Origin of the sequence: Serratia sp. SCBI, assembly GCF_000747565.1 — a bacterium.
GTDB classification, from domain to species: Bacteria; Pseudomonadota; Gammaproteobacteria; order Enterobacterales; family Enterobacteriaceae; genus Serratia; species Serratia ureilytica.
In genome coordinates this window covers 694,157-717,823 of sequence record NZ_CP003424.1, presented here as the reverse complement: position 1 = coordinate 717,823, position 23,667 = coordinate 694,157, and the positions used below count along the sequence as shown (strand labels likewise).

18 protein-coding genes and 2 pseudogenes are annotated in these 23,667 nt (G+C 59.2%); 3 read left to right on the top strand and 17 right to left on the bottom strand.

The window, feature by feature from the left end:
- Positions 1-13: 13 nt before the first annotated feature.
- The 5 genes and pseudogenes from carA to pvcA all read right to left on the bottom strand — a co-directional run bounded on the left by carA (position 14) and on the right by pvcA (position 5,930).
- Entirely contained in the window at positions 14-1,162 is a 1,149-nt protein-coding gene (carA, locus tag SERRSCBI_RS03255; RefSeq protein ID WP_071883584.1) for a glutamine-hydrolyzing carbamoyl-phosphate synthase small subunit, read from the bottom strand.
- Positions 1,163-1,633: 471 nt separating this feature from the next.
- On the bottom strand, positions 1,634-2,455 hold the full coding sequence (gene dapB, locus SERRSCBI_RS03250) for a 4-hydroxy-tetrahydrodipicolinate reductase (RefSeq protein ID WP_042783670.1): 822 nt from the start codon (positions 2,453-2,455) through the stop codon (positions 1,634-1,636).
- 263 nt (positions 2,456-2,718) lie between these two features.
- Positions 2,719-3,978, bottom strand: a complete 1,260-nt coding sequence (locus tag SERRSCBI_RS03245) for a glycosyltransferase (RefSeq protein ID WP_042783669.1) — start codon at positions 3,976-3,978, stop codon at positions 2,719-2,721.
- Positions 3,979-4,003: 25 nt separating this feature from the next.
- Positions 4,004-4,866 (bottom strand): annotated as a pseudogene (locus SERRSCBI_RS03240) (TauD/TfdA dioxygenase family protein).
- Positions 4,867-4,961: 95 nt separating this feature from the next.
- The gene (gene pvcA / locus SERRSCBI_RS03235; RefSeq protein WP_042783668.1) at positions 4,962-5,930 is read right to left on the bottom strand and encodes an L-tyrosine isonitrile synthase; all 969 of its coding nucleotides are present in this window, start codon (positions 5,928-5,930) and stop codon (positions 4,962-4,964) included.
- Between the two features lie 191 nt (positions 5,931-6,121).
- Between pvcA and SERRSCBI_RS03230 the strand changes: the two genes are divergently transcribed.
- Positions 6,122-7,048, top strand: coding sequence for a LysR family transcriptional regulator (locus SERRSCBI_RS03230; RefSeq protein ID WP_033641820.1), 927 nt, complete (start codon positions 6,122-6,124; stop codon positions 7,046-7,048).
- Positions 7,049-7,320: 272 nt separating this feature from the next.
- Here SERRSCBI_RS03230 and ispH read toward each other — a convergent pair whose 3' ends face one another.
- From ispH to ribF, 5 genes are all read right to left on the bottom strand, one after another.
- On the bottom strand, positions 7,321-8,274 hold the full coding sequence (ispH, locus tag SERRSCBI_RS03225) for a 4-hydroxy-3-methylbut-2-enyl diphosphate reductase (RefSeq protein ID WP_033641819.1): 954 nt from the start codon (positions 8,272-8,274) through the stop codon (positions 7,321-7,323).
- Positions 8,255-8,725 carry an FKBP-type peptidyl-prolyl cis-trans isomerase gene (gene fkpB / locus SERRSCBI_RS03220; RefSeq protein WP_016929135.1) on the bottom strand — a complete coding sequence of 157 codons (471 nt, stop codon included), beginning with the start codon at positions 8,723-8,725 and terminating at the stop codon, positions 8,255-8,257. Before fkpB ends, ispH begins: the two co-directional genes overlap by 20 nt.
- Before the next feature lies 1 nt (position 8,726).
- Positions 8,727-9,236: a signal peptidase II gene (gene lspA / locus SERRSCBI_RS03215; protein WP_025301524.1), complete on the bottom strand. Its 510-nt coding sequence runs from the start codon at positions 9,234-9,236 to the stop codon at positions 8,727-8,729.
- Positions 9,237-9,249: 13 nt separating this feature from the next.
- Positions 9,250-12,066 (bottom strand): isoleucine--tRNA ligase, encoded by a 2,817-nt coding sequence (gene ileS / locus SERRSCBI_RS03210; protein WP_033641818.1) that lies wholly within the window; start codon positions 12,064-12,066, stop codon positions 9,250-9,252.
- A gap of 156 nt (positions 12,067-12,222) precedes the next feature.
- Complete coding sequence (ribF, locus tag SERRSCBI_RS03205) at positions 12,223-13,161, bottom strand: bifunctional riboflavin kinase/FAD synthetase (RefSeq protein ID WP_042783667.1); 939 nt, start codon at positions 13,159-13,161, stop codon at positions 12,223-12,225.
- A gap of 390 nt (positions 13,162-13,551) precedes the next feature.
- On the opposite strand from ribF, the gene rpsT reads away from it, so the two are divergent.
- Complete coding sequence (gene rpsT, locus SERRSCBI_RS03200) at positions 13,552-13,815, top strand: 30S ribosomal protein S20 (protein ID WP_004932960.1); 264 nt, start codon at positions 13,552-13,554, stop codon at positions 13,813-13,815.
- 71 nt (positions 13,816-13,886) lie between these two features.
- On the opposite strand, the gene nhaR is transcribed toward rpsT, so the two are convergent.
- The 4 genes from nhaR to dnaK all read right to left on the bottom strand — a co-directional run bounded on the left by nhaR (position 13,887) and on the right by dnaK (position 19,525).
- A complete protein-coding gene (gene nhaR, locus SERRSCBI_RS03195; RefSeq protein ID WP_004932962.1) occupies positions 13,887-14,786 on the bottom strand; it encodes a transcriptional activator NhaR in 900 nt (299 codons plus the stop codon).
- 192 nt (positions 14,787-14,978) lie between these two features.
- Complete coding sequence (gene nhaA / locus SERRSCBI_RS03190) at positions 14,979-16,145, bottom strand: Na+/H+ antiporter NhaA (RefSeq protein WP_042783666.1); 1,167 nt, start codon at positions 16,143-16,145, stop codon at positions 14,979-14,981.
- A 235-nt stretch (positions 16,146-16,380) separates the two neighbouring features.
- A complete protein-coding gene (gene dnaJ, locus SERRSCBI_RS03185) occupies positions 16,381-17,505 on the bottom strand; it encodes a molecular chaperone DnaJ (RefSeq protein ID WP_004932969.1) in 1,125 nt (374 codons plus the stop codon).
- A 106-nt stretch (positions 17,506-17,611) separates the two neighbouring features.
- Positions 17,612-19,525 (bottom strand): molecular chaperone DnaK, encoded by a 1,914-nt coding sequence (gene dnaK / locus SERRSCBI_RS03180; protein ID WP_042783665.1) that lies wholly within the window; start codon positions 19,523-19,525, stop codon positions 17,612-17,614.
- Between the two features lie 327 nt (positions 19,526-19,852).
- Here dnaK and satP point away from each other — a divergent pair, with 327 nt between their 5' ends.
- Complete coding sequence (satP, locus tag SERRSCBI_RS03175) at positions 19,853-20,452, top strand: acetate uptake transporter (protein ID WP_033644189.1); 600 nt, start codon at positions 19,853-19,855, stop codon at positions 20,450-20,452.
- A gap of 45 nt (positions 20,453-20,497) precedes the next feature.
- Here the strand turns inward: satP and SERRSCBI_RS03170 are convergent.
- The 3 genes and pseudogenes from SERRSCBI_RS03170 to tal all read right to left on the bottom strand — a co-directional run bounded on the left by SERRSCBI_RS03170 (position 20,498) and on the right by tal (position 23,621).
- Positions 20,498-21,804, bottom strand: a pseudogene (locus tag SERRSCBI_RS03170) (MFS transporter).
- A gap of 124 nt (positions 21,805-21,928) precedes the next feature.
- Positions 21,929-22,516 carry a molybdopterin adenylyltransferase gene (mog, locus tag SERRSCBI_RS03165; RefSeq protein ID WP_015376607.1) on the bottom strand — a complete coding sequence of 196 codons (588 nt, stop codon included), beginning with the start codon at positions 22,514-22,516 and terminating at the stop codon, positions 21,929-21,931.
- Positions 22,517-22,667: 151 nt separating this feature from the next.
- Entirely contained in the window at positions 22,668-23,621 is a 954-nt protein-coding gene (gene tal, locus SERRSCBI_RS03160) for a transaldolase (protein WP_004932982.1), read from the bottom strand.
- Between the last annotated feature and the right edge of the window lie 46 nt (positions 23,622-23,667).

Below are 23,667 nucleotides of genomic sequence, written 5' to 3'. Positions count from 1 at the left end.
TTACTGCTCCTGATTATTTGGCGTTAGAACGGTAAGTCTCAATCAGTTCGATAAAGTGATCGAACAGCGGCGCGGCGTCGTGCGGGCCTGGGCTGGCTTCCGGGTGCCCCTGGAAGCTGAACGCCGCCTTGTCGGTGCGGTGAATGCCCTGCACCGTGTGGTCGAACAGCGATTTGTGCGTCACGCGCAGATTCGCCGGCAGGTCGTTTTCATCGACGGCGAAGCCGTGGTTCTGCGCGGTGATCATCACCGTGTTGTTGTCCAGATCCTTCACCGGGTGGTTGCCGCCGTGGTGGCCTAGCTTCATCTTCATGGTTTTCGCCCCGCTGGCCAGCGCCAGCAGCTGGTGACCCAGACAGATGCCGAACACCGGAATGTCGGTTTCCAGGAACTGCTTGATGGCGGCGATGGCGTAGTCGCACGGCTCCGGATCGCCCGGGCCGTTGGACAGGAAGATACCGTCCGGATTCATTTTCAGCACCTCGTCGGCCGGGGTCTGCGCCGGCACCACGGTCAGGCGGCAGCCGCGATCCACCAGCATGCGCAGGATGTTGCGCTTGGCACCGTAGTCGTAAGCCACCACGTGGAACGGCAGTTCCGCGGCGGTTTTGGCTTCCGGCAGGTCGCCTTCAAGCGTCCAGCTGCCTTGCTGCCAGCTGTAGGCCTCTTGAGTGGTGACCTCTTTCGCCAAATCCATGCCCTTCAACCCCGGGAAGCCTTGCGCCTTGGCCAGAGCCAGCGCGGCATCCGGCGAATCGGCGGCGACGATGCAGCCGTTCTGGGCGCCTTTTTCGCGCAGCAGGCGAGTCAACTTACGGGTATCGATATCGGCGATCGCCACGATGTTGTGACGCTTGAGGTAGTCGGACAGGCTTTCTTCACTGCGGTAGTTGCTGGCGATCAGCGGGAGGTCACGAATGACGAGGCCTTGGGCGTGTACTGCGGAGGATTCTTCGTCGGAAGCATTGGTGCCGACATTGCCGATATGAGGATAAGTAAGAGTAACGATCTGGCGGGAATAGGAAGGATCAGTGAGGATTTCTTGATAACCGGTCATCGACGTATTGAAGACCACTTCCCCCACTGCCGTTCCCTCTGCCCCGATGGCCCGACCGTGGAATTGGGTTCCGTCTTCCAGAACCAATAGCGCTGACTTTATCAAAACATCCTCCGAGGAATAATCAATCACAATATTTGCATATTAATTCAGATATCGCGATCTAAATCAATGCAAAAACCGTCCGCGAGGCCAATTTTTGGCAAATTGGGCGCATTTTAATGATGAGTGTTCCGCTTGTCTACCCAAACCGCCATTTTTTGTTTTTATTTTTTGCAGTTCTCGATGCCCAAGCGGCTTGAGCTGCCATAAAAACACAGAAAACCGGGGCTGGAAAACGGTTGCGGGGAGGAATGACGGAAAACGGCGTCGGAATGGACCAAAAAAGACGCTAAAAAAGCCGACGGTGGAAAAAAAGCAGATAATTAGCAAGGTAAACATAAACAAATACCAGCCTTGACAATGAAACAACATCAAAACGATATTTATCATGTTAAAAAAAGGACAATAAAATTATTGCCCTATTATCATAGCATTATGATCAACACAACCACATCACGATGGTATTCAGTTTAGTTATATCCGGTCCAAACTCAGCACGTCACGCATATCAAATAGACCTTTATCCCGACTCCGCAGCCAGGAAGCCGCGCGCACCGCGCCGCTGGCGAAAGTCATGCGGCTGGAGGCCTTGTGGGTGATTTCCACCCGCTCGCCGATGTCGGCGAACATCGCGGTGTGCTCGCCGACGATGTCGCCGGCGCGAATGGTGGCGAAGCCGATGCTCTTCGGATCGCGCTCGCCGGTATGGCCTTCGCGCGCATAGACCGCGCAGCTTTTCAGATCGCGCCCCAGCGCGCCGGCGATCGCTTCGCCCATGGCCAACGCCGTGCCCGACGGCGCATCCACTTTGTGCCGGTGGTGCGCCTCAACGATTTCGATATCGGTATAGTCGCCCATGACCTGCGCGGCCTTCTCCAGCAGTTTCAGCACCAGATTGACGCCGACGCTGAAGTTGGCGGCAAACACGATGCCGATATGCTGCGCCGCATCGCGGATCGCCTGTTTGCCGGCGTCATCGAAGCCGGTGGTGCCGATCACCATCGCCTTATGGTGCGCCACGCAAAATTCCAGGTAGCCCAGGGTGCTTTCAGGACGGGTGAAGTCGATCAAAATATCGAACTCGCTCGCCACTTTATCCAGACTGTCACTCACCTTGACGCCCAGCGCGCCGATGCCCGCCAGCTCGCCGGCATCAACGCCGACCAGGCTCGAGCCCGGGCGCGACAGCGCCGCCCCCAACACCACGCCTTCCGCCTGCTGCACCGCCTGGATCAATTGACGGCCCATCCGGCCGCCGGCGCCCGCAATCGCAATGCGGATTTGTGAATCTTTCATGCTTGCTCTCTTCTTGATGTAACGCGTATCCCATTAACCTATCGATTCAGGGTAACTGCCCCGCTGCGGCGCCGCCAGAGGATTCATTTCATAATTAGAAAATTATGATATTGCGCTTCTTTCATCAGCGGCGCTGTCGTGAGATTAACATTCAACCGATTTGGCGGCCTGCGACGATTGTACATAATCATGCAGTTTTCATTGCAAAAAAATGCAGAAAAAAGGCGCCGAAAACGGCGCCTGAGGAACGGAGTGCGGCGGGGTCAAGCGGTAATGGCGGCCACTTCGTTGGCTATCGCCGTCAGCGCATCGTGGCGAGCATAGTCCTCCTGCACCAGCGCCGCGCGCCGGCGATAGATCGGCTGTTGCAGAATGCGCGTCGCTGCCGCCAGTATTTGTTCCGCGCTTGGCGTGCTGGTATGCAGACTGATGCCGCAACCGGCGGCCACCACGCGCGCGGCCGCCTCCAGCTTGTCCTCACCGGTGCCGGCGACAATCAGCGGCACGCCGCTGTCCAGCGCATAGTTGATCGAGCCGTAACCGCCGTTGGTGATCAAGAGCGCCGCCTGCGGCAACCAGTGTTCGAAGGAGATAAACGCCCGCACTCGGGCGTTGTCCGGCAATGCGTCCATCAGCCCTTCGGTCGCCCGCCCGCCGGTGGTGGCCAACACCCGCACCGGCAGATGCGCCAGCGCCTGCAGCGTCGGCACGATCAGCTGATGCAGATCGACATTGGCCAGCGTGCCCTGAGACACGATCACCAGCGGCCGACGATCGTCCTCCTCCCACAGCGCCTCTTCCGCGGCCGGTTGACCACCGCTGCGCAGCGGCCCGACGAAGCGCACGCCGCTCGGCAGGTCCTCGCGCTCATATTCCAGCGCCGTGGTGGCCAACTGCAGGAAACGCTCGCAGCCGCCGATCAGCGCATCGGTAAACGGGCGATTCAGCGGCCGCCCGCCCGCTTGCACCAGCGCGGCATCAAAGCTTTGCTGCACCTCATCAAGCAACACCCGCGTCGCTTCATCCACCAATTGCTCGCGGGTCAGCGCCCGCGGCAGCAGCGCCGGCGGGATACGCGGGCCATAGAAAATGGCGTCGCGCGAAGAATACGACAGCGGCGTGACGCCGATCCCGAAGACCGGCGGCCGTTCGGCGGACTGCAGCAGCGGCAGCACGCCGTAGAAGCAGTTCTCCACCATCAGCAGATCGGTCTTTTCGGCGGCGATGGCCGCACGCAGCTGACGATCCAACAGTGGGATCGGCGCGGCGAAGAAATCTTTCAGCGCCAGCGCCATCTGCGCATTGCCCGGCGGCAGCGCGGCGCGCTCGGGGAAATGCGCCTCCAGGTGGCGATAGTCGAAGTCCACCTGCGCGTCGAACGGCACGAAGCTCGCCCCAGCCGCTTCGGCGCGTTCGCGGAACAGCGCGCCGGTCATCACCCGCACCTGATGCCCTTGGGCGATCAGGTGGCGAGCGATGGCTAACATCGGGTAGACGTGCCCCGGAGTGGCGACCGCCGCCATCAGTATCCTTGCCATAATGCTCCTTTTAAGCTTCTGCGTTGGCCGGCTTCAGCGCCAGATTGGCGCACACCGGATTGCTTTGAATATGCACGCGCTGCAAATGACGCGCGGAACGGGCGGTAAAGCCCTCGCGGCCGTGCAGCAGCGAGAAGTTGTCCGCGACCACCACGTCACCCTGTTGCCACTGGTGGGCATAATAGTGACGCGGATCGTACAGGTGCTGCTGCAGAGTACGGTGGAACTGTTCCTGCTGCTGCGCCGGCACGCCGTGATATTCCAGCGCATGCTGGTTGAGGAATTTTTTCCCTCCGTCGGCGGTTCATTGTAGCGCATGATCAATCCTCTGCCGTTCGGGTGCTGCACCACCAGCGGCGAACAGACTTCGCCGCCGTAATGCACCACCTGCTTGATGCGGTAGGTGATAGACACCGACAGCCACTGCTCCAGCAACGCTTCGTCCGCATTGGCCAGCAAGCGCGTGGTGTCGACGAAGGTGGTACATCCGCCTTCGTCCGGCGACGGCGCCGCCACGCAGTGGAATAACTGGAACTCGGGGATGGTCGGCTTATACATGCCATCCCAATGCAGCGGGACGTAGCTGCTGTCGAAGATATGATCCTTGGCGTCCGGATGTTCCTTCACGTCCAGCACCGCACCGAACGGCCACATCATGATCTCGCCCCACTGTTCGGCATAGCGAGTCAGGACTTCCGGCTCGCTGAAACCGGAGTCGAATCCGCGCAGCACCAGCAAGTGGTGCTCCTGCGCCAGCGCTCGCAGCGCCGCCACCGGCAGCTCGCTGACCTTTTGCCCCGGATGCTGCGGCGTCAGGATCGCGCCGAACGGGGTGTTCGGTTGAATGTGGCAATTAAGCGGTTGGTTGTTCATGGTGATTCTCCTTGCATCGAATGTGCTGCTCACACGGCCACGTGCCGTCAAAAAGGCGCCCGTCAGGATTTCGGGCGCAAAAGCATGCAGCGGCCTCAGGCCATCTGCGGTTGTTCGATCAGGTAATGGCTCGGCGTGCCGCGGATCTCAACCAACTCGCCGTCCAGGCTCTGCGCGTCTTTACGCTTCATCAGCACGAACTGGCCGTTCACGTTGGCCGCCACGCCATGCCATGGCGTCAGCCAGTCGTCTTTGGTCGGCATCATGTGGATGCCTATCTTCAGGCTGTCGGCCGGCTGCGGGTGAATCGACAGGCGGATCGCCGCCGGGAAATGCTGGGCCAGCAGGTTGCCCCAGGCCCAGCTGCGCTGGATAACGCCGCAGGCGCGCCGTTTGGCGTCTTTTTGCAGCGCGGCGTTGGAACCGCTGTAGCCCGGCAGGAGGCTGTCTTCATACAAGAAGCGCGTGATGGCGCGATACAGCATTAATCCCTGCTCGTCCTGCATCAGCTGGCGCTTGATCGCCTCTTCCGATTCGGCATAACCGTCCACCAACAGCCGACGCAGCAGATCGTAGTCATCGGTATGCTCCGCCAGGCCTTTGACATCGCCAAGGTTGAACACGCTCAGGTGGGTTGCGCCCACTTCATGCAGCAGGCTTTCAATCTCACGTTGATAATGGTTGATCGCTTCGTCGCTGACGCGGATCAGATCGCCGAACACGTGGCCGTCGGAACAGATAACGATATGCGCGCCCGGCGGGTAATAGAGTTGAATGCGCTGGCACAGCGAGTTGAGGAAGATCAGCGACAGCCGCTCCGCCATGTCCGGCACCGCGCCTATCACTTTATTGGCGTTGGGTGACTTGGTCGGAAAAGCCGGCAGCACGAATTCGATGCGCTGGTCGTTTTCAATGAATGCCCGAATGCGCGGCAATTGCACCTGAGTGACCTGCCACTCCTCTTCAGCCAGAGAAGCATCGTCGGCGATGAGGCGACGTCGATATTGCAATAATTCACGTAGGATTTTTAATGCTATCTCTTCTTTTTTCTGTGCGCTATCCACAATGAGCTCCTGTTGCGATGTGGCGCGGGTGTATTATTGGCAAGCGCAATAAGATTTATCAAAAAGAGATAAAGCGCATGCAAAATAATAATCAGCCCGGCGTTTATATGCTTCAGGCAATATAGGAAAGATGGTGCTATATTATTAGCCCGTATAACTCACAATCTAGGTTAAGTTGTGCTTAACAAACTATGAGCAATATTTTAAAACGCATGGCCATTTTCTCAAAAGTGGTCGATTGTGGCGCATTCAGCATGGCGGCAAAAGAATTGGGCATGACGACATCGGCCGTCAGCCAGCATATTCGCCAGCTGGAGGAACATCTGGGTATTCAATTACTGTTGCGATCGACGCGCTCATTGAGCCTGACCGAAGCCGGATTGTGCTTTTATGAAGATTGTCTGCTGATGATCCACGCCGCCGAGCGCGGGCAACAGCGGATCGCCGCGCTGCGCGGCGAGCTGGTCGGTGAACTGCGCGTCGCCACCTCGACCGAATTCGCCACCCATTATCTGGTGCCGGCGCTGCAGAGCTTCCTCGACGAACACCCGCGCATCACGCTGCGGTTGGAAATCCACGATGAGAGAATAGACCTCATCGCGCAACGCATCGATCTGGCGATACGCGGCGGCGCGCTGGCTGACTCCAGCTACGTCTCCACGCGGCTGGCGCGCTGCCGCGAAGTGCTGTGCGCCTCCCCGGCCTACCTGGCGAACTACGGGGTGCCGGATTCGCCGCAGGCGCTGACGCAACATCACTGGGTCACCTTTACGCCGCTCGGCAATCCGCAGTTTGTTCGCCTGATCCATCGCGACGGCGGCGAGCACCGCATGCGCATGACCGGGCGACTGTTCACCAACAGCGGCATGGCGATGAAGGAGCTGGCGCTGACCGGCAAAGGCATCATTCGCAATTTCTTCGCCAACGTCGAGCGAGAGTTGCGCAGCGGCGAGCTGATTGAAATATTGCCCGACTGGCGATTACCGGAAATTAATTGCTATGCCATTATGCCGCGACGGGAGATCCAGCCATTAAAAGTCCGGCGATTGCTGGAGCATATGAAGCTCTATTTAAAGGAGAAAGGATTAAACGACCTAGAACAGATTCGACAAGAATAAAATAAGAAACATCTGCAAGACCACTATTGTAATTATTGTAATCACGTTGACGACACCAGGCCCTATTTAGATTGCAGCCTAATGATATTCTATTTAATGACTTCATTCAGCCTATATAATTAATAGCGCCACCGCTATTTCAAATACTCAGAATAAATTTGGCTTTAGTTAGCAGAAAATTTGAATATGCTCAGCATTTTATTTTTAATGCCGTTGGCATTCCCAAAAAAAACGGGAAGCCTAAGCTCCCCGTTGTCATTCGCTCACGCACCTCAGTCAATCTGACGGACGTCCACGCGCAGCTCTTTCGGCACTTCGAACACGATGTTCTCTTCACGCCCGCTGATTTCATGCACGTCGACGCCGCCCAGCGCTTTCAGGCGAGAGATCACCTCCTGCACCAGCACGTCCGGCGCCGAAGCGCCGGCGGTGACGCCGATGTTGCGCGCTTCGCTCAGCCAACTTTCCTGAATATCCGCCGCCGAATCGATCAAATAAGCCGGTTTGCCCACGCGCTGCGCCAGTTCGGCCAGACGGTTAGAGTTGGAAGAGTTCTTCGACCCCACCACCAGCACCACGTCCGCATCGCCGGCCAGGTTACGCACCGCTTCCTGACGGTTGGTGGTGGCGTAGCAAATGTCATCCTTGCGCGGACCGATAATGCTCGGGAAGCGCTGACGCAGCGCATCGATCACGTCCGAGGTATCATCAACCGACAGCGTGGTCTGCGTCATGAAGCACAGGTTGTTTTCGTCTTTCACCTGCAGCTTCCACACGTCTTCCGGCGATTCGACCAGGTACATGCCGCCCTGCGGGTTGCTGTACTGGCCCATGGTGCCTTCCACCTCCGGGTGCCCGGCATGGCCGATCAGAATCGCTTCGGTGCCGCGGCGGCTGGCGCGCGCCACTTCCATATGCACCTTGGTCACCAGCGGACAGGTGGCGTCGAACAGCATGGTCAGATCGCGCGCCTTGGCTTCGGCGCGCACGGCTTGAGACACGCCGTGCGCCGAGAAGATCAGGATAGAGCCGTCCGGCACTTCGGCGATCTCTTCGATAAACACGGCGCCACGCTCACGCAGGCTGTCGACCACGTAGCGGTTGTGCACCACTTCATGCCGTACGTAGATCGGCGCGCCATACAGCTCCAGCGCGCGTTCCACGATGCTGATCGCACGATCAACCCCGGCGCAGAAGCCGCGCGGGTTAGCCAGCAATATTTGCATGCGTCTCCTCCTGCTGCGGATCGATCTCCAGCACTTCGATGTCGAAGGTCACCGGATGGCCCGCCAGCGGATGGTTGAAATCGACGGTGATCGAATCTTCCGCCACCGCGCGCACCACGCCCGGCATTTCGCTGCCGTCAATCGCGGTAAACAGCATGATGGTGCCCACGTCCGGCACGCCGGTTTCCGCGAAGTCGCGGCGCGAGAAGAACTGGACCAGATCCGGGTTCTCCGCGCCGAACGCCGCTTCCGGCTGCAGGGTAAAGGCGCGCTTGTCGCCCGCGCGCAGGCCGAGCAGCTGCTCTTCCAGCGGCGCCGACAGGCTGCCGTCACCCAGGCGGAACAGCGCCGGTTTGCCGCTGCTGCGGGTGGATTCGGCGGTCGAACCGTCTTCCAGTTTCAGCGTAAAGTGAACCAGCACCGCGCTGTCACTGATAACCTGAGCCGTCATATTACTCACCTTTGCTCTTTGCGCCTTTGTTCGCCGGCGACAGGAAACCTTCCAGCACGATCATCGCCGCGCCCACGCAGATAAAGCTGTCCGCCAGATTGAAGGTCGGGTAGTGCCAGTCACCGACGTAAAAGTCGATGAAATCGACCACGAAACCGTGCCACAGGCGATCGAACAGGTTGCCCAACGCCCCGCCGATGATAAAGGCGTAGGCGATGTTGTTCAGCTTCTGCTGCGCCGCGCTGCGGTACATCATCACCAGCAGCACCGCGACGATGGCGATGGCGATGCCGGCGAAGAACCAGCGTTGCCAACCGCCATGATCGGCCAGGAAGCTGAACGCGGCGCCGTAGTTGCGCGCGTAAAACAGGTTGAACGACGGGATCAACGGCTGGGACTGGCCCAGCGTAAAGTTAGCGAGGATCCACTGTTTGCTGCCGAAATCCAGCGCCAGCACCGCCACTACAACCCACAGCCAACGCAGGCCGGTCGAACAAATTGGTTTACTCATCAGGCGCAAGTTCTCAGGCAAAGTTACGCTTCTCGCCGTCACCGGCGACGTTGCTCACACAGCGGCCGCAGATGTCTGCATGCTCCGCCACCAGGCCGATATCGGTGGTGTAATGCCAGCAGCGCGGGCACTTCTCACCTGGCGCCGTGCTGAAGGCGATCTTCAGCCCTTTCAGCAACTCGGAGGCCTGCGCGTCGGCCGGCGCCTCCGCCAATGGCGCAACGCTTGCCGCAGAGGTCAGCAGCACAAAGCGCAGCTCATCCTGCAGGCTGTTCAGACGCGCCGCCAACTCGCTGTCGGCATACAGCGTCACCGCCGCTTCCAGCGAACCGCCGAGGCGTTTGTCCGCACGCGCCTGCTCCAGCACCTTGTTCACTTCGCCGCGCACTTTCAGCAGCTCAGCCCAGAAAGCGTCGTTCATCGGCTCGCCTTCCGCCAGCCCGAACAGGCCGTCGTACCACTCTTCGGTGAACACGTACTGCGCGCGTTTGCCCGGCATGAAGCCCCAGATCTCGTCTGCGGTGAACGACATGATCGGCGCCATCCAGCGCACCAGCGCTTCGACGATGTGATACAGCGCGGTCTGGCAGCTGCGGCGGGCGACGCTGTCGCTCTTGGCGGTATACTGACGATCCTTGATGATATCCAGGTAGAAGGAGCCCATCTCGACCGAACAGAACTGCATCAGGCGCTGCACCACTTCGTGGAAATCGTAGTTGGCGTAAGCCTGCTCGATATCCTGCTGCGCCGCCAGCGCGCGGCCGACCGCCCAGCGATCCAGCACCACCATGTCTTCCGGCGCCACGCAATCGGTGCTTGGCTCAAACCCATTCAGGTTGGCCAGCAGGAAGCGCGCGGTGTTGCGGATGCGGCGGTAAGAGTCGGCGGAACGCTTGAGGATCTCGTCGGACACCGCGATCTCGCCGGTGTAATCGGTCGACGCCACCCACAGACGCAGAATGTCGCCGCCCAGCTTGTTCATCACGTCCTGCGGGCTGACGGTGTTGCCGATCGACTTGGACATCTTGCGGCCCTGGCCGTCGACGGTGAAGCCGTGGGTCAGCACTTCCTTGTACGGCGCCTTGCCCTTCATCGCGGTGGAAATCATCAGCGATGACATGAACCAGCCGCGGTGTTGGTCGGAGCCTTCCAGATACATGTCGGCGCCGTGGCCGTTGAATTCAGGACGCACATCGACAACGGAGGCGTGGGTAGAACCGGAATCGAACCACACGTCCAGCGTATCCGGCACTTTCACGTAGTCGGCGGCTTCCGCGCCGAGGATGTCGGCCGCGTCCAGATCCCACCAGGCCTGAATGCCGTCTTGCTCGACGCGCTTGGCCACTTCTTCCATCAGCTCAACGGTGCGCGGGTGCAGCTGCTCGGTCTCTTTGTGCACGAACAGCGACATCGGCACGCCCCAGGTGCGCTGACGCGAGATGCACCAGTCCGGGCGGTTGGCCACCATCATTTCGATGCGCGCCTGACCCCAATCCGGGATCCACTGCACACCCTTGATCTCTTCCAGCGACTGCTGACGCAGGCCTTTCTGATCCATGCTGATGAACCATTGCGGCGTGGCGCGGAAGATGATTGGCGTCTTGTGGCGCCAGCAGCACGGATAGCTGTGCAGGAACTTCTCGACGTGCAGCAGCGCGCCTTTCTCGCGCAGCAGATCGACGATCAGATCGTTGGCCTTGAAGACGAACTTGCCGTCCAGCAGCGGGTAGGTGCCGGTCAGGTAGCAGCCGTTCGGCCCTACCGGGTTGGCCACTTCCAGGCCGTATTTCTGGCCGATCACGAAGTCGTCCGGGCCGTGACCCGGCGCTGTGTGCACCGCACCGGTACCGGCGTCCAAGGTCACATGCTCGCCGAGGATTGCCGGCACGTCGAAGTCCATGAACGGGTGTTTGAAGCGCAGCAGCTCCAGATCGGCGCCTTTGCAGCTGCCCAGCACCGTCCACTCGGTGATGCCGGCGCGTTTCATCACGCTTTCCACCAGTTCGGCCGCCAGGATCAGGCACTGGCCGTCAACCTGCACCAGTTGATAGGTGAAGTCCGGGTGCAGCGAGATCGCGCGGTTGGCCGGCAAGGTCCACGGCGTGGTGGTCCAGATAACCAGCGAGATGGCGCCGTTGAAGTGGCTCACGCCGAACTTGGCCGCCACGGCAGCCGCGTCGGCCGCATGGAAGGACACGTCGATCGACGGCGAAGTCTTGTCGTAATACTCCACTTCCGCTTCCGCCAGCGACGAGCCGCAGTCGGTGCACCAGTGAACCGGCTTGGCGCCTTTCAGCAGGTGGCCGTTGCTGATGATCTTGCCCAGCGCGCGGATGATGTTGGCTTCGGTTTTGAAGTCCATGGTCAGGTATGGACGATCCCAGTCGCCCAGCACACCCAGGCGGATGAAGTCCTTCTTCTGGCCTTCAACCTGCTCGGCCGCGTATTCGCGGCACTTCTGGCGGAACTCGGCCGCCGTCAGCTTCTCGCCCGGTTTGCCGTACAGCTGCTCAACCTTCAGTTCGATAGGCAGGCCGTGGCAATCCCAACCCGGCACATAAGGCGAGTCGAAGCCGGCCATCCCTTTCGACTTGATGATAATGTCTTTGAGAATCTTGTTAACCGAGTGACCAATGTGAATGCTGCCGTTCGCATACGGAGGGCCGTCATGCAAAATGAAGGTTTTTTTGCCCTTTTTGGCAGTACGAATAATCCCGTACAGATCCTGTTCATACCAACGTTGCAGCATGCCAGGCTCGCGCTTGGCGAGATCGCCGCGCATCGGGAACCCTGTTTCCGGCAAGTTCAGGGTATTCTTGTAGTCACTCATGAGATTCTCGTTTCCGTTTTCGGCTATTTACCCGTCACACTTCAAGCTGCATCTTTGTCGGCCGCCCTTTCTCACCCGAATCACTTGCCTGTGCAAGCTCATCGGGGTTCGCGCGGTTGCCGCCGCGATGCAACTCGAATTGTTTAGGGTAAACGATTAAACCAGTGTTTTTAACCCGAAGAACTTCCGGGCCGTCACCACATCATTGGCGATTTGCTGCTTCAGGGCATCGAGCGAAGCAAACCGTTGTTCGTTGCGCAATTTTGCGCGGAGCACCACCTCAATATGGCGCCCGTAAAGATCCATTGTGACATCCAGCAGATGCACTTCCAGCTGCTGACGCACGCCGGCGACGGTCGGGCGCGTGCCGATGTTGGCCACGCCCGGCAGCGGCTGCGGCCCCAGGCCGTACACCTCCACCGCATACACCCCTTTCACCGGCGCCACAAGGCGCTTGAGCGGCAGGTTGGCGGTCGGGAAGCCGATGGTGCGGCCCAGCTCATCGCCGTGCACCACGCGCCCGGAGATGCTGTACGGGTGGCCCAACAGGGTCTCCGCCAGCGGCAGATCGTCCTCGCTCAGCGCAGTGCGGATCGCCGTGCTGCTGATGCGCCGGTCGCCTTCGCGGAAGGTCGGGGTGCTGACCACGTCGAAGCCGTACTCTTTTCCGGCCTGCTGCAATAGCGGAAAATCGCCCTGACGCCCGGCGCCAAAGCGAAAATCATCCCCCACCATCAGGAATTTGACGCCGAGCTTCTCCACCAGCAGCTCGGCGACGAACGCCTGCGCGGTGTTGGCGGCAAAACGCGGATCGAACTTGACGCACAGCAGGTAATCAACGCCCGCCTGCGCCAGATAGTTGGCCTTATCGCGCAGGCGCGTCAAACGGGGCGGCGCCTTGTCTGCGGCGAACATCTCCAGCGGCTGCGGCTCAAAGATCATGACCATCACCGGCAGCCCGAGGCGTTGCCCTTGTTGCTTCAACTGCTCCAGCAGCGCCTGATGACCGCGGTGTACGCCGTCAAAGTTGCCGATGGTGAGCACGCAACCATGGTGGCGCGCCCGGATATTGTGAATGCCGCGAATTAGCTCCATAGCTGGCTCAAAACAGTGGAAATCGGCGGATTATACCTTGTACAGCCGGTAAGGTTAACCCGCGATTGGTGCCTTTATGTAATAGACATACCATACCGGAGATAATCTGCGCGTGAAACGGCTTCACCGCAGTTTATCCCGCGCCGCCGGGCCGATTCTCGACCGCAGCCAACGGCTTGCGCCCGCCGCGGCAAATCATTGGCGAATTTTCTCGCGAAACACTGTATTCCCAAGAGCGAAGCTGGTAAAATCCTGCGCCATCACAACGTAGCGAGTGCCGCCTGTACAAACGGCGCTTATTTGCACAAATCCATTGACAAACGAAGGCTAAAAGGGCATATTCCTCGGCCTTTGAATTGTCCTCAATAGAATATATTTGGGAGTTGGACCTTGGCTAATATCAAATCAGCTAAGAAACGCGCCGTACAGTCTGAGAAACGCCGCAAGCATAACGCAAGCCGTCGCTCAATGGTGCGTACCTTCATCAAGAAGGTAGACGCAGCTATCGCAGCTGGCGACAAAGAAGCAGCACAAAATGCATTCCTGGTAATGCAGCCACTGGTGGACCGTCAGGCAGCTAAAGGCCTGATCCACAAAAACAAAGCAGCGCGTCATAAGTCAAACCTGACTGCACGCATCAACGCAATGCAATAAGCATTTCGTTATCTGCTTGATAAAAAAACCGGCTCAGGCCGGTTTTTTTACGCCCTGCGTTCAGTGAACCGCTAGCAGGAAAACAGCGCCGAGAAGTCTTTGTTGCACACCCGCTGCACCGCCGGATGCTGGATCATGCGCTCGGCAAAGATGATGTAATACTCCTCCTGCACGCTGTCGATGCGCCCAATCTCCACCACGTTGTCATCGTTGTAGGTATCCTGCGCATACAGCGTCGGCGCCACGAAAATCGCGTTGTGGTACATGCCGAAGGCCTTCATCAGCGCCGCATCGTCGAACTCGCCCAGAATCTCCACCTGAATGCCCTGCGTATTGAACCAGTTAAGCAGCTTGCGCCCCAGCATCGAGCGGCGGCCGGGGATCAGCAACTTGCGCTGCTCCAGGCAGGCCGGGAACGGCAACTCCGGCGCCGGCTGGCGGCAGAAGAAGCTGATGCCGCACTCGCCCAGCTTCAGCGAGAACAGCCCTTCTTGCTGGCTGGAGTCCACCGGGCAATCCGACAGGATCATATCCAGCTTGTGCTGGCTGAGCTGCTCCAGCAGCATCTCGTGCGTCGATTCAAAACAACGCAGGTGGATCTGCTCGTTGTCCACCACCACCGCCGTTTCCAATACCTGGCTGACCAGCCGCTTCGACAGCGCATCCGCCACGCCGACGTCGAACAGCAGGTTGGACTCTTTGCGGTAGTTGACGATATCCAGCATTTCCTGGCTGAGCATAAACATCTTGTCGGCATAGCGGAACACCAGCTGCCCCAGCTCCGAAGGCACCAACCCGCGCCCCTGGCGTTTGAACAGCTTGCCGTCCAACCGCTCTTCCAGCGCCTTGATCTGGCCGGTGATGGTCTGCGGCGTCAGAAACAACGCTTCAGCGGCGCCGACCACGGAACCGGCCTTGCAGACCTGCCAGAAATAGTAAAGGTGATTAAAGTTGATATGCGACATCCTCACGAGCGGCTCTCCTTAACAACGTTTCGCAGCGGCAAACGGTGTGCCGTGACGAGCGACAAACTTCCTTTCCCTGCTTCAGACAACGTATAGCCCCATTAGTCCCAACGAAGAACGGCCGAAGCTGCACATATTTTATACCGCACAGCTCCGACCAGCCATTTTATTGTGCGCCCCTGCCGGGCACTGACAGGATTAACGCACGCGCGGCAACGCCAGACGCAGTAATCCGTACCCCGCCACCGCCGCGGCGGTGGAGCCCAACAGGATCCCCAGACGGGAATAGGTGCTGAGCGCCGCATCGGCCTCGCCGAACGCCAGCGAGGCGATGAAAATCGACATGGTGAAACCAATACCACAGAGCACCGAAACGGCAAACACCTGTTTGAAGCCGATCCCCTCAGGCAAGCGGGCGATGCTCATTTTCACCGCCAGCAGGCTGAAGAGGAAAATCCCCAGCGGCTTGCCGATAAACAGACCGGCCGCAATCCCAACCGGCAGCAGCGAGGTCATTCCCTCCAGCGATACGCCCTGCAGAGAGACCCCGGCGTTGGCGAAAGCGAACAGCGGCAGGATCATAAACGCCACCCACGGGTGCAGCTCATGCTCCAGCGTTTCCGACGGCGATGGCCCCTTCTTCACGTTCAGCGGGATCATAAAGCCGACGATCACCCCGGCCAGCGTCGCGTGCACCCCGGACTTGAGGATCGCCACCCACAACACCAGGCCGACCATCATGTACAACGAGGTTTTGCCCACGCCGCGCCAGTTCATCACCGCCAGCAGCACCGTCGCCGCGGCCGCCACCCCCAGCGCGATCATCGACACTTCGTGGGTGTAAAACAGCGCGATGATGATGATCACGCCCAGGTCGTCGATGATCGCCAGCGCCAACAGGAACACTTTCAGGCTGGTCGGCACGCGATTGCCCAGCAACGCCATCACGCCCAGCGCGAAGGCGATATCGGTCGCGGCCGGGATCGCCCAACCCTGGCGAGTGACTTCATCTGCGCCGTTGAACAACAGGTAAATCAGCGCCGGCGCCAGCATGCCGCCCAGTGCGGCGATCGCCGGAAACACCGCCTTGTCACGCCCGGACAGTGAGCCTTGCATCAGCTCGCGCTTGACCTCGAGCCCCACCACCAGGAAGAAGATGGCCATCAGCCCGTCGTTAATCCACAGCAGCAGCGGCTTGGCGATCTCCAGCGAAGCTACCTTCACCATCACCGGCAGGTTAAGGAATGCCTGGTAGATCCCCTGCGCCGGGCTGTTGGCCATGATCAGGGCGACGATCGCCGCCGCGATCAGGATGATGCCGCCCGCGGCTTCCTGACGTAAAAATTGACGAATGATGTTGGTCACAATACGTCTCTCCAAATCTGAGCAAGGCGTAGCGCCCTGCGAAGCACAGTCATGAAGTGAGTATAGAGGGCGTTTTAGTTCGAAAAAATAAGTTTATAAATGCTAAACAGATCGAAAAAACCGATAAAAAGCACGGATAAGTCACATTTATATAGGGGATTAGCGGTTTGGCGCGCAAATAAAAACCCCGGGACAGAAGCCCGGGGTTCGCGCATAAGCTAACAGAAACAGAAGGTTAGCGAGTCAGATCGTCAAAGAACTTTTTCACCCCGTCGAAGAAGCTCTTCGAACGCGGGCTGTTCTTGTCGCCGGACGGGCCGCCCAGGCTCTCTTCCAGCTCACGCAACAGCTGCTTCTGCTTGTCGTTCAGATTGACCGGGGTTTCCACCACCACGCGGCACAGCAGGTCGCCCTGGCTGCCGCCGCGCACCGATTTCACGCCCTTGCCGCGCATGCGGAACAGCTTGCCGGTTTGGGTCTCCGAAGGCACCTTCAGTTTCACCCGGCCATCCAGCGTCGGCACTTCAATCTCGCCGCCCAGCGCCGCCATGGCAAAGTTGATCGGCACTTCGCAGTACAGGTTGTTGCCTTCACGCTCGAAGATCGGGTGCGCCTTCACCTGCACCTGAACGTACAGATCGCCCGCCGGTGCGCCGTGCTCGCCGGCTTCGCCTTCACCCGCCAGGCGGATGCGATCGCCGGTATCCACGCCGGCCGGAATTTTCACCGACAGCGTTTTGGATTTTTCTACCCGGCCGTGGCCATGGCATTTGTTGCACGGATCTTTGATGATCTGACCGCGGCCATGGCAGTGCGGACACGCCTGCTGCACGGTGAAGAAGCCCTGACGCATCTGCACCTGGCCCTGACCATGACAGGTTGGGCAGGTGACCGGCGAACTGCCCGGCTTGGCGCCGCTGCCGTGGCAGACGTCGCACTCTTCCAGCGTCGGGATGCGGATCTCTTTGGTGACGCCACGTACCGCTTCCTCGAGGGTCAGCTCCATGTTATAGCGCAGATCGGAACCGCGGCTGGCGCGCTGACGGCGGCCTCCACCGAAGATGTCGCCAAACACGTCGCCAAAGATATCGCTGAAGTCGGCGCCGCCGCCAAAGCCGCCACCGCCCATGCCGCCCTGTTCAAAGGCCGCGTGCCCGTACTGATCGTAAGCCGCGCGTTTCTGGTCGTCGGTCAGAACTTCGTAAGCTTCTTTAACTTCTTTAAACTTGGTTTCGGCGTCTTGCTCCTGGTTGCGATCAGGATGGTATTTCATCGCCAGGCGTTTGTACGCCTTTTTGATCTCACGTTCATCCGCCGTCTTGCTGACGCCGAGAATCTCGTAATAGTCTTTCTTCGCCATTCTTTCGCTTACCCTTAACATGCGTGCACGGGCGCAGAGTTGCCTCGACGCCCGTGCTGGTTTCCGGGAGCGGCATCTCGGCCGCCCCGTGCCCGCTTAAGGGCGATTATTTTTTGTCTTTAACTTCTTCGAACTCGGCATCAACCACGTCGTCTTCTTTCTGCGCCGCGTTGTCCGCGCCGGCGTCAGCACCCTGCTGAGCCTGCTGCGCCTGAGCCATTTCCAGCAGCTTGCCGGAAACCTGCACCAACGCCTGGGTCTTCGCTTCGATCTCGGCTTTATCTTCGCCTTTCACCGCCGCTTCCAGATCTTTCAGCGCCGCTTCGATCGCCGTTTTGTCTTCCGCCGGCAGTTTGTCGCCCGCTTCTTCCAGCTGTTTGCGCGTGCCGTGGATCAGGTGATCCGCCTGGTTGCGAGTCTGTACCAGCTCTTCGAACTTGCGGTCAGCTTCAGCGTTCAGCTCGGCGTCGCGCACCATTTTCTGGATTTCGTCCTCGTTCAGGCCAGAAGACGCCTTGATGGTGATCTTCTGCTCACGACCGGTGTTCTTGTCTTTGGCAGACACGTGCAGGATGCCGTCGGCATCGATGTCAAAGGTGACTTCGATCTGCGCCATGCCGCGCGGTGCCGCCTGGATGCCGTCCAGGTTGAACTGGCCCAGAGATTTGTTATCGCTGGCGCGCTTACGCTCACCCTGCAGCACGTGGATGGTGACCGCAGACTGGTTGTCTTCCGCAGTAGAGAACACCTGGCTGTGCTTGGTCGGGATCGTGGTGTTTTTGGTGATCAGCGGCGTCATCACGCTGCCCATGGTTTCGATACCCAGCGACAGCGGGGTAACGTCCAGCAGCAGAACGTCTTTCACATCACCGGCCAACACGCCGCCCTGTACCGCAGCGCCCACGGCAACCGCTTCGTCCGGGTTCACGTCTTTACGCGGCTCTTTGCCGAAGAAGTCTGCGACTTTCTTCTGCACCATTGGCATACGGGTCTGGCCACCCACCAGGATCACGTCCTGGATGTCGGAAACCGACAGGCCTGCGTCTTTCAGCGCCACTTTCAGCGGCTCGATGGAGCGCGCCACCAGATCTTCAACCAGCGACTCGAGTTTGGCGCGAGTCACTTTGATGTTCATGTGTTTTGGACCGGTCGCGTCTGCCGTGATGTACGGCAGGTTAACGTCGGTCTGCTGAGCGGAAGACAGTTCAATCTTCGCTTTCTCGGCGGCTTCTTTCAGACGCTGCATCGCCAGCGGATCGTTGCGCAGATCGATGCTCTGATCTTTCTTGAACTCTTCCACCAGGTAGTTGATCAGACGGCTGTCGAAGTCTTCGCCGCCCAGGTGGGTGTCACCGTTGGTCGCCAGCACTTCGAAGGTTTTTTCGCCGTCAACGTCGTCGATTTCGATGATGGAGATATCGAAAGTACCGCCGCCCAGGTCATAAACCGCGATGGTGCGGTTGCCGACTTCTTTGTCCAGGCCGTAGGCCAGAGCCGCCGCAGTCGGTTCGTTGATGATGCGCTTGACTTCCAGACCCGCGATGCGGCCGGCGTCTTTAGTCGCCTGACGCTGGGCGTCGTTGAAGTAAGCCGGTACGGTGATAACCGCTTCAGTTACCGGTTCGCCCAGGTAATCTTCCGCCGTTTTCTTCATTTTCTTCAGCACTTCCGCAGAGATCTGCGGCGGAGCCATTTTCTGGCCTTTCACTTCCAGCCAGGCGTCGCCGTTGTCGGCTTCGATGATTTTGTAAGGCATGATCGCTTTGTCGCGCTGCGCTTCTTCATCCTGGAAGCGGCGGCCGATCAGGCGCTTGATGGCGAACAGGGTGTTTTCAGGGTTGGTCACTGCCTGACGCTTAGCCGGCTGGCCAACCAGAGTTTCACCGTCCTGGGTATATGCGATAATAGAAGGAGTGGTGCGGTCGCCCTCGGCGTTTTCCAGCACGCGTGCCTTGGCACCATCCATAATTGCTACGCAAGAGTTGGTAGTACCCAGGTCGATACCAATAATTTTGCCCATCTAAACGTCTCCACTAAAAAATTCATAAGTCAGTCAGGTTGCTAACCTATATGCGGGCGATTTTTTGCTTTTCAACTGCCCGATATCTCAGTGCGACCCGCGGTTAGCAGCTGCGGTTGCAAATAAGATGGGGCCATCCAGCTCGGCATCAAGGGGCAAGGACAAAAAAAATTTCTTTTTTTTATCGTCATTCAGATCATTGTTTCCGGCTGCGGGGATCATTATGATGCGCGCGCTCTGATGGAAAACTTCGATTTTTTGGCCATTCAGACCATTTATCATTTTACTTCGCTGTTTCCGTTAATTTTCTGTTATCGCAGAGGACTTATGCACACCAACAAGTTGGCGAATCCCGGCCCTCTCGGCCTGATGGGCTTCGGGATGACCACCGTCTTGCTGAACCTGCACAACGCGGGCTTTTTCCCACTGAACTCCGCCATCATCAGCATGGGGATTTTCTTCGGTGGCCTGGCCCAGATCCTGGCCGGTCTGCTGGAGTACAAGAAGGGCAACACCTTCGGCATGACCGCATTCACCGCCTACGGCAGCTTCTGGCTGAGCCTGGTCGGCCTGCTGCTGCTGCCGCGTTTGGGCCTGGCGGAAGCCACCGAGGCGCACGTGTTGGGCATCTACCTGGCGCTGTGGGGCGTCTTCACCCTGTTCATGTTCTTCGGCACCCTGGGCGCCAACCGCGTGCTGCAGTTCGTGTTCGCCAGCCTGACGCTGCTGTTCGCCCTGCTGGCCGTCGGCAACATCACCGGCAACCACGCGCTGCTGACCTTCGCCGGTTATGAGGGCATCATCTGCGGCGCCAGCGCCATCTACCTGGCGATGGCCGAAGTGCTCAACGAGCAATACGGCCGCACCGTGCTGCCGATTGGCGAACCGGCCTCGGCCCGCGTCGCGGCATCGCCGGTCACGGCGTAATCGCCCGCCCCTGACGAAAAAGCCCTGCAATGCAGGGCTTTTTTTTTAGCTGTAGGAACCGGCTCGCCGCTCGCCGGCTTCGCTGTTCAGGTCGCGATGCAGGTAGACACCGAGCAGCAGCCCGATAAGCGACAGCGACAGCACATAGTAAGCGGGCGCTAACGGGGTTAATTTCATGATCAGCGTCACAAAAATAGGGTTAAACCGCCAAAAATAGCGTACGAGACGTTATATGAGAACGAGATGCCGGTAAACCGCACTTCCGCCGGGAAAGCCCGCACCATCACGTACGGCACGGCCCCCACCACGCCTACGCTGAAACCCACCAGCGCATAGCAGGCGAACAGCATTTCCGGGCGCACGCCCACCGTCTGATAGAACAGCCAGCTGCAGCCGGCCAGCAGCAAACTGCCGACCACCAGCGTTTTGCTGGCGCCGAAGCGATCGGCCGACAAACCGGCGACGATGCAGCCGGCGATCAGCATGATGGTGGCGATGCTGTTGGCCTGCAGCGTCAGGGCCGGCGCAATGCCGAACTGTTTTTGCAGATAGGTCGGGGTCATCAGGATCACCACCACGATACCGGCGGAGAGCAGCCAGGTCAGCAGCATCGACACCGCCACTTCCCGTTTGTGGTTGAGCACCACCGATTTCAGCGGCAGCTCCTCGGCCAGCGCTTTGCGCGCCTGCATCTCGATGAAGATCGGCGTTTCCTGCAGCCAGCGGCGCAGGTACATCGCCACCAGGCCGAACATGCCGCCCAGCAGGAATGGAATGCGCCAGCCGCCGCCGGCAATGCTCTGCGTGCTAAGCGTGGTGTTGATCACCGTCGCCACCACCGATCCCAGCAGGATGCCCACCGTCAGCCCGGCGGTCAGCGTGCCGCAGGCGAAACCGATGCGCCGGCGCGGCACGTGTTCGGCGACGAAGACCCAGGCGCCCGGCACCTCACCGCCGATCGCCGCCCCCTGCAGCACGCGCATCAGCAGCAACAACAGCGGCGCGGCGATGCCGATGCTGGCGTAGGTCGGCAGCAGGCCCATCGCCAGCGTCGGCAACGCCATCAGCAGAATGCTCAGGGTAAACATCTTTTTGCGGCCGACCAGATCGCCGAAGTGCGCCATCACGATGCCGCCCAGTGGGCGGGCCAGATAGCCGGCGGCGAAAATGCCGAAGGTTTGCACCAGCCGCAGCCATTCCGGCATGTCCGCCGGGAAGAACAGATCGCCGACCACGGCGGCGAAGAATACGAAGATGATGAAGTCGTAAAACTCCAACGCGCCGCCCAACGCGGCCAACGTCAGCGTTTTGTAGTCTTGCCGGTTCAGCCGGCGATTAGTGTCGTGAGGCATAGGGCACCGTCGGTAAAGGCTGTAAAAATAAAAGCCGCAGGCTTTCTGTAAAAGAATCCTTACTATAGCGGCAAATTATTTTCACACCAAACGGGCTGAAGCCGATCTCGCAGATTACTGAAATTTAGAGGTTTATCTCGCGACGCGCGCTCTTTGGCCGAAATGCTGCTACCACTGCGGCATGCGTTTCGACATAAGGCCCGTCGAGCAACTGAATGCAATAAGGCACGCTGGCGAAGATGCCGTGCACCACCGCATTGCCCTGCTCGTCCTTCACCCCTTCCAGCGTTTCCTTGATCGACTTTGGCTGGCCGGGCAGATTGATGATCAGCGCCTGCTTGCGGATCGCCCCCACCTGGCGAGAAAGAATTGCCGTTGGCACATAGTGTAGGCTGATCTGACGCATTTGCTCGCCGAAACCGGGCATCACGCGATCGGCGATCGCCAGCGTGGCGTCGGGGGTGACGTCGCGACGCGCCGGCCCGGTGCCGCCGGTGGTCAGCACCAGATGGCAGCCCATTTCGTCCACCAGCTCACACAGCGTTTGTTCAATTTGCGTCTGCTCATCGGGGATCAGCCGGGTTTCCAGCTTGAACGGCGTCGCCAGCGCGCCGGCCAGCCACTCCTCCAGCGCCGGAATGCCTTTATCCTGGTAAACGCCGCCGGAAGCGCGGTCAGAAACGGAAACCAAACCAATACGTAAAATATCCATGCGTAACCTCTACAGCCTGATGGGGTCCGAACGGGTTCGTCTCCCGTTCTGTTGTCATTGCCGAGAGTATAAGGGCTTCCCCCGCCGGCGGGAGCGTCGGGCATAAAAAAAGGTGGCCTGAGCCACCTTTTTACTGCGCGATCTGCGGGAATTACAGCAGGTCGGCGATCATTTTTTCCAGTTTGCCCTGGTCTACGGCGAACTTGCGGATGCCGTCGGTCAGTTTCTCGACCGCCATCGGATCCTGGTTGTGCTGCCAGTAGAACTCAGGTTCGGTCAGTGCGGCAGGACGCGCCTTCACTTCACCGGTGTAAGACAGTTTGCGCTCCAGCGCGCCTTCGCTCTCCGCCAGCTCTTTCAGCAGCGCAGGGGCGATGGTCAGGCGGTCGCAGCCGGCCAGCTCGATGATTTCGCCGACGTTGCGGAAGCTGGCGCCCATCACCACGGTGTTGTAACCGTGTTGTTTGTAGTACTGGTAAATCTCGGTCACGGAGATCACGCCCGGATCTTCGTGCGGCGCGAACTCTTTCTTGTCGCCGTTGGCTTTGTACCAATCGAGGATACGGCCGACGAACGGCGAAATCAGGTAAACGCCGGCTTCGGCGCAGGCGCGAGCCTGAGCGAAGGAGAACAGCAGCGTCAGGTTACAGTTGATGCCTTCTTTCTCCAACTGCTCCGCCGCGCGGATGCCCTGCCAGGTCGAGGCCAGTTTGATCAGAATGCGATCGTTGCTGATGCCGGCTTCGTTGTACAGCTTGATCAGGCGCTTGGCCTTGGCCACGCTGGCGACGGTGTCGTAAGACAGACGCGCGTCAACCTCGGTGGAGATGCGGCCCGGAACCAGTTTGAGGATCTCCAGACCGATGTTGACCGCCAGCTTGTCGGCGGCGTCGGCGATCTGCTGCTCGCGATCGCTGCTCTGGCCGCGCGCCCAGGCGATGGCTTCGTCAATCAGTTTGCGGTATTCAGGAATTTGGGCTGCATTGAGGATCAGCGAAGGGTTGGTTGTGGCGTCCTGCGGTTGATACAGCTTCATTGCCGCGATATCACCCGTATCTGCAACCACTGTAGTCAGCTGGCGCAGGGAAGTTAATTTGTCGGTCATGTTGGCATTATCTCATCGTTTGTGCATGAACTTTTGGCATTGTTCA

Coding starts and splice junctions, on each gene's coding strand:
- dapB (WP_042783670.1), bottom strand. CDS start 2,455: ATGAAAGATTCACAAATCCGCATTGCGATTGCGGGCGCCGGCGGCCGG.
- SERRSCBI_RS03245 (WP_042783669.1), bottom strand. CDS start 3,978: ATGGCGGCGGTCGCCACTCCGGGGCACGTCTACCCGATGTTAGCCATC.
- SERRSCBI_RS03230 (WP_033641820.1), top strand. CDS start 6,122: ATGAGCAATATTTTAAAACGCATGGCCATTTTCTCAAAAGTGGTCGAT.
- ispH (WP_033641819.1), bottom strand. CDS start 8,274: ATGCAAATATTGCTGGCTAACCCGCGCGGCTTCTGCGCCGGGGTTGAT.
- fkpB (WP_016929135.1), bottom strand. CDS start 8,725: ATGACGGCTCAGGTTATCAGTGACAGCGCGGTGCTGGTTCACTTTACG.
- lspA (WP_025301524.1), bottom strand. CDS start 9,236: ATGAGTAAACCAATTTGTTCGACCGGCCTGCGTTGGCTGTGGGTTGTA.
- ileS (WP_033641818.1), bottom strand. CDS start 12,066: ATGAGTGACTACAAGAATACCCTGAACTTGCCGGAAACAGGGTTCCCG.
- ribF (WP_042783667.1), bottom strand. CDS start 13,161: ATGGAGCTAATTCGCGGCATTCACAATATCCGGGCGCGCCACCATGGT.
- dnaJ (WP_004932969.1), bottom strand. CDS start 17,505: ATGGCGAAGAAAGACTATTACGAGATTCTCGGCGTCAGCAAGACGGCG.
- dnaK (WP_042783665.1), bottom strand. CDS start 19,525: ATGGGCAAAATTATTGGTATCGACCTGGGTACTACCAACTCTTGCGTA.
- satP (WP_033644189.1), top strand. CDS start 19,853: ATGCACACCAACAAGTTGGCGAATCCCGGCCCTCTCGGCCTGATGGGC.
- mog (WP_015376607.1), bottom strand. CDS start 22,516: ATGGATATTTTACGTATTGGTTTGGTTTCCGTTTCTGACCGCGCTTCC.
- tal (WP_004932982.1), bottom strand. CDS start 23,621: ATGACCGACAAATTAACTTCCCTGCGCCAGCTGACTACAGTGGTTGCA.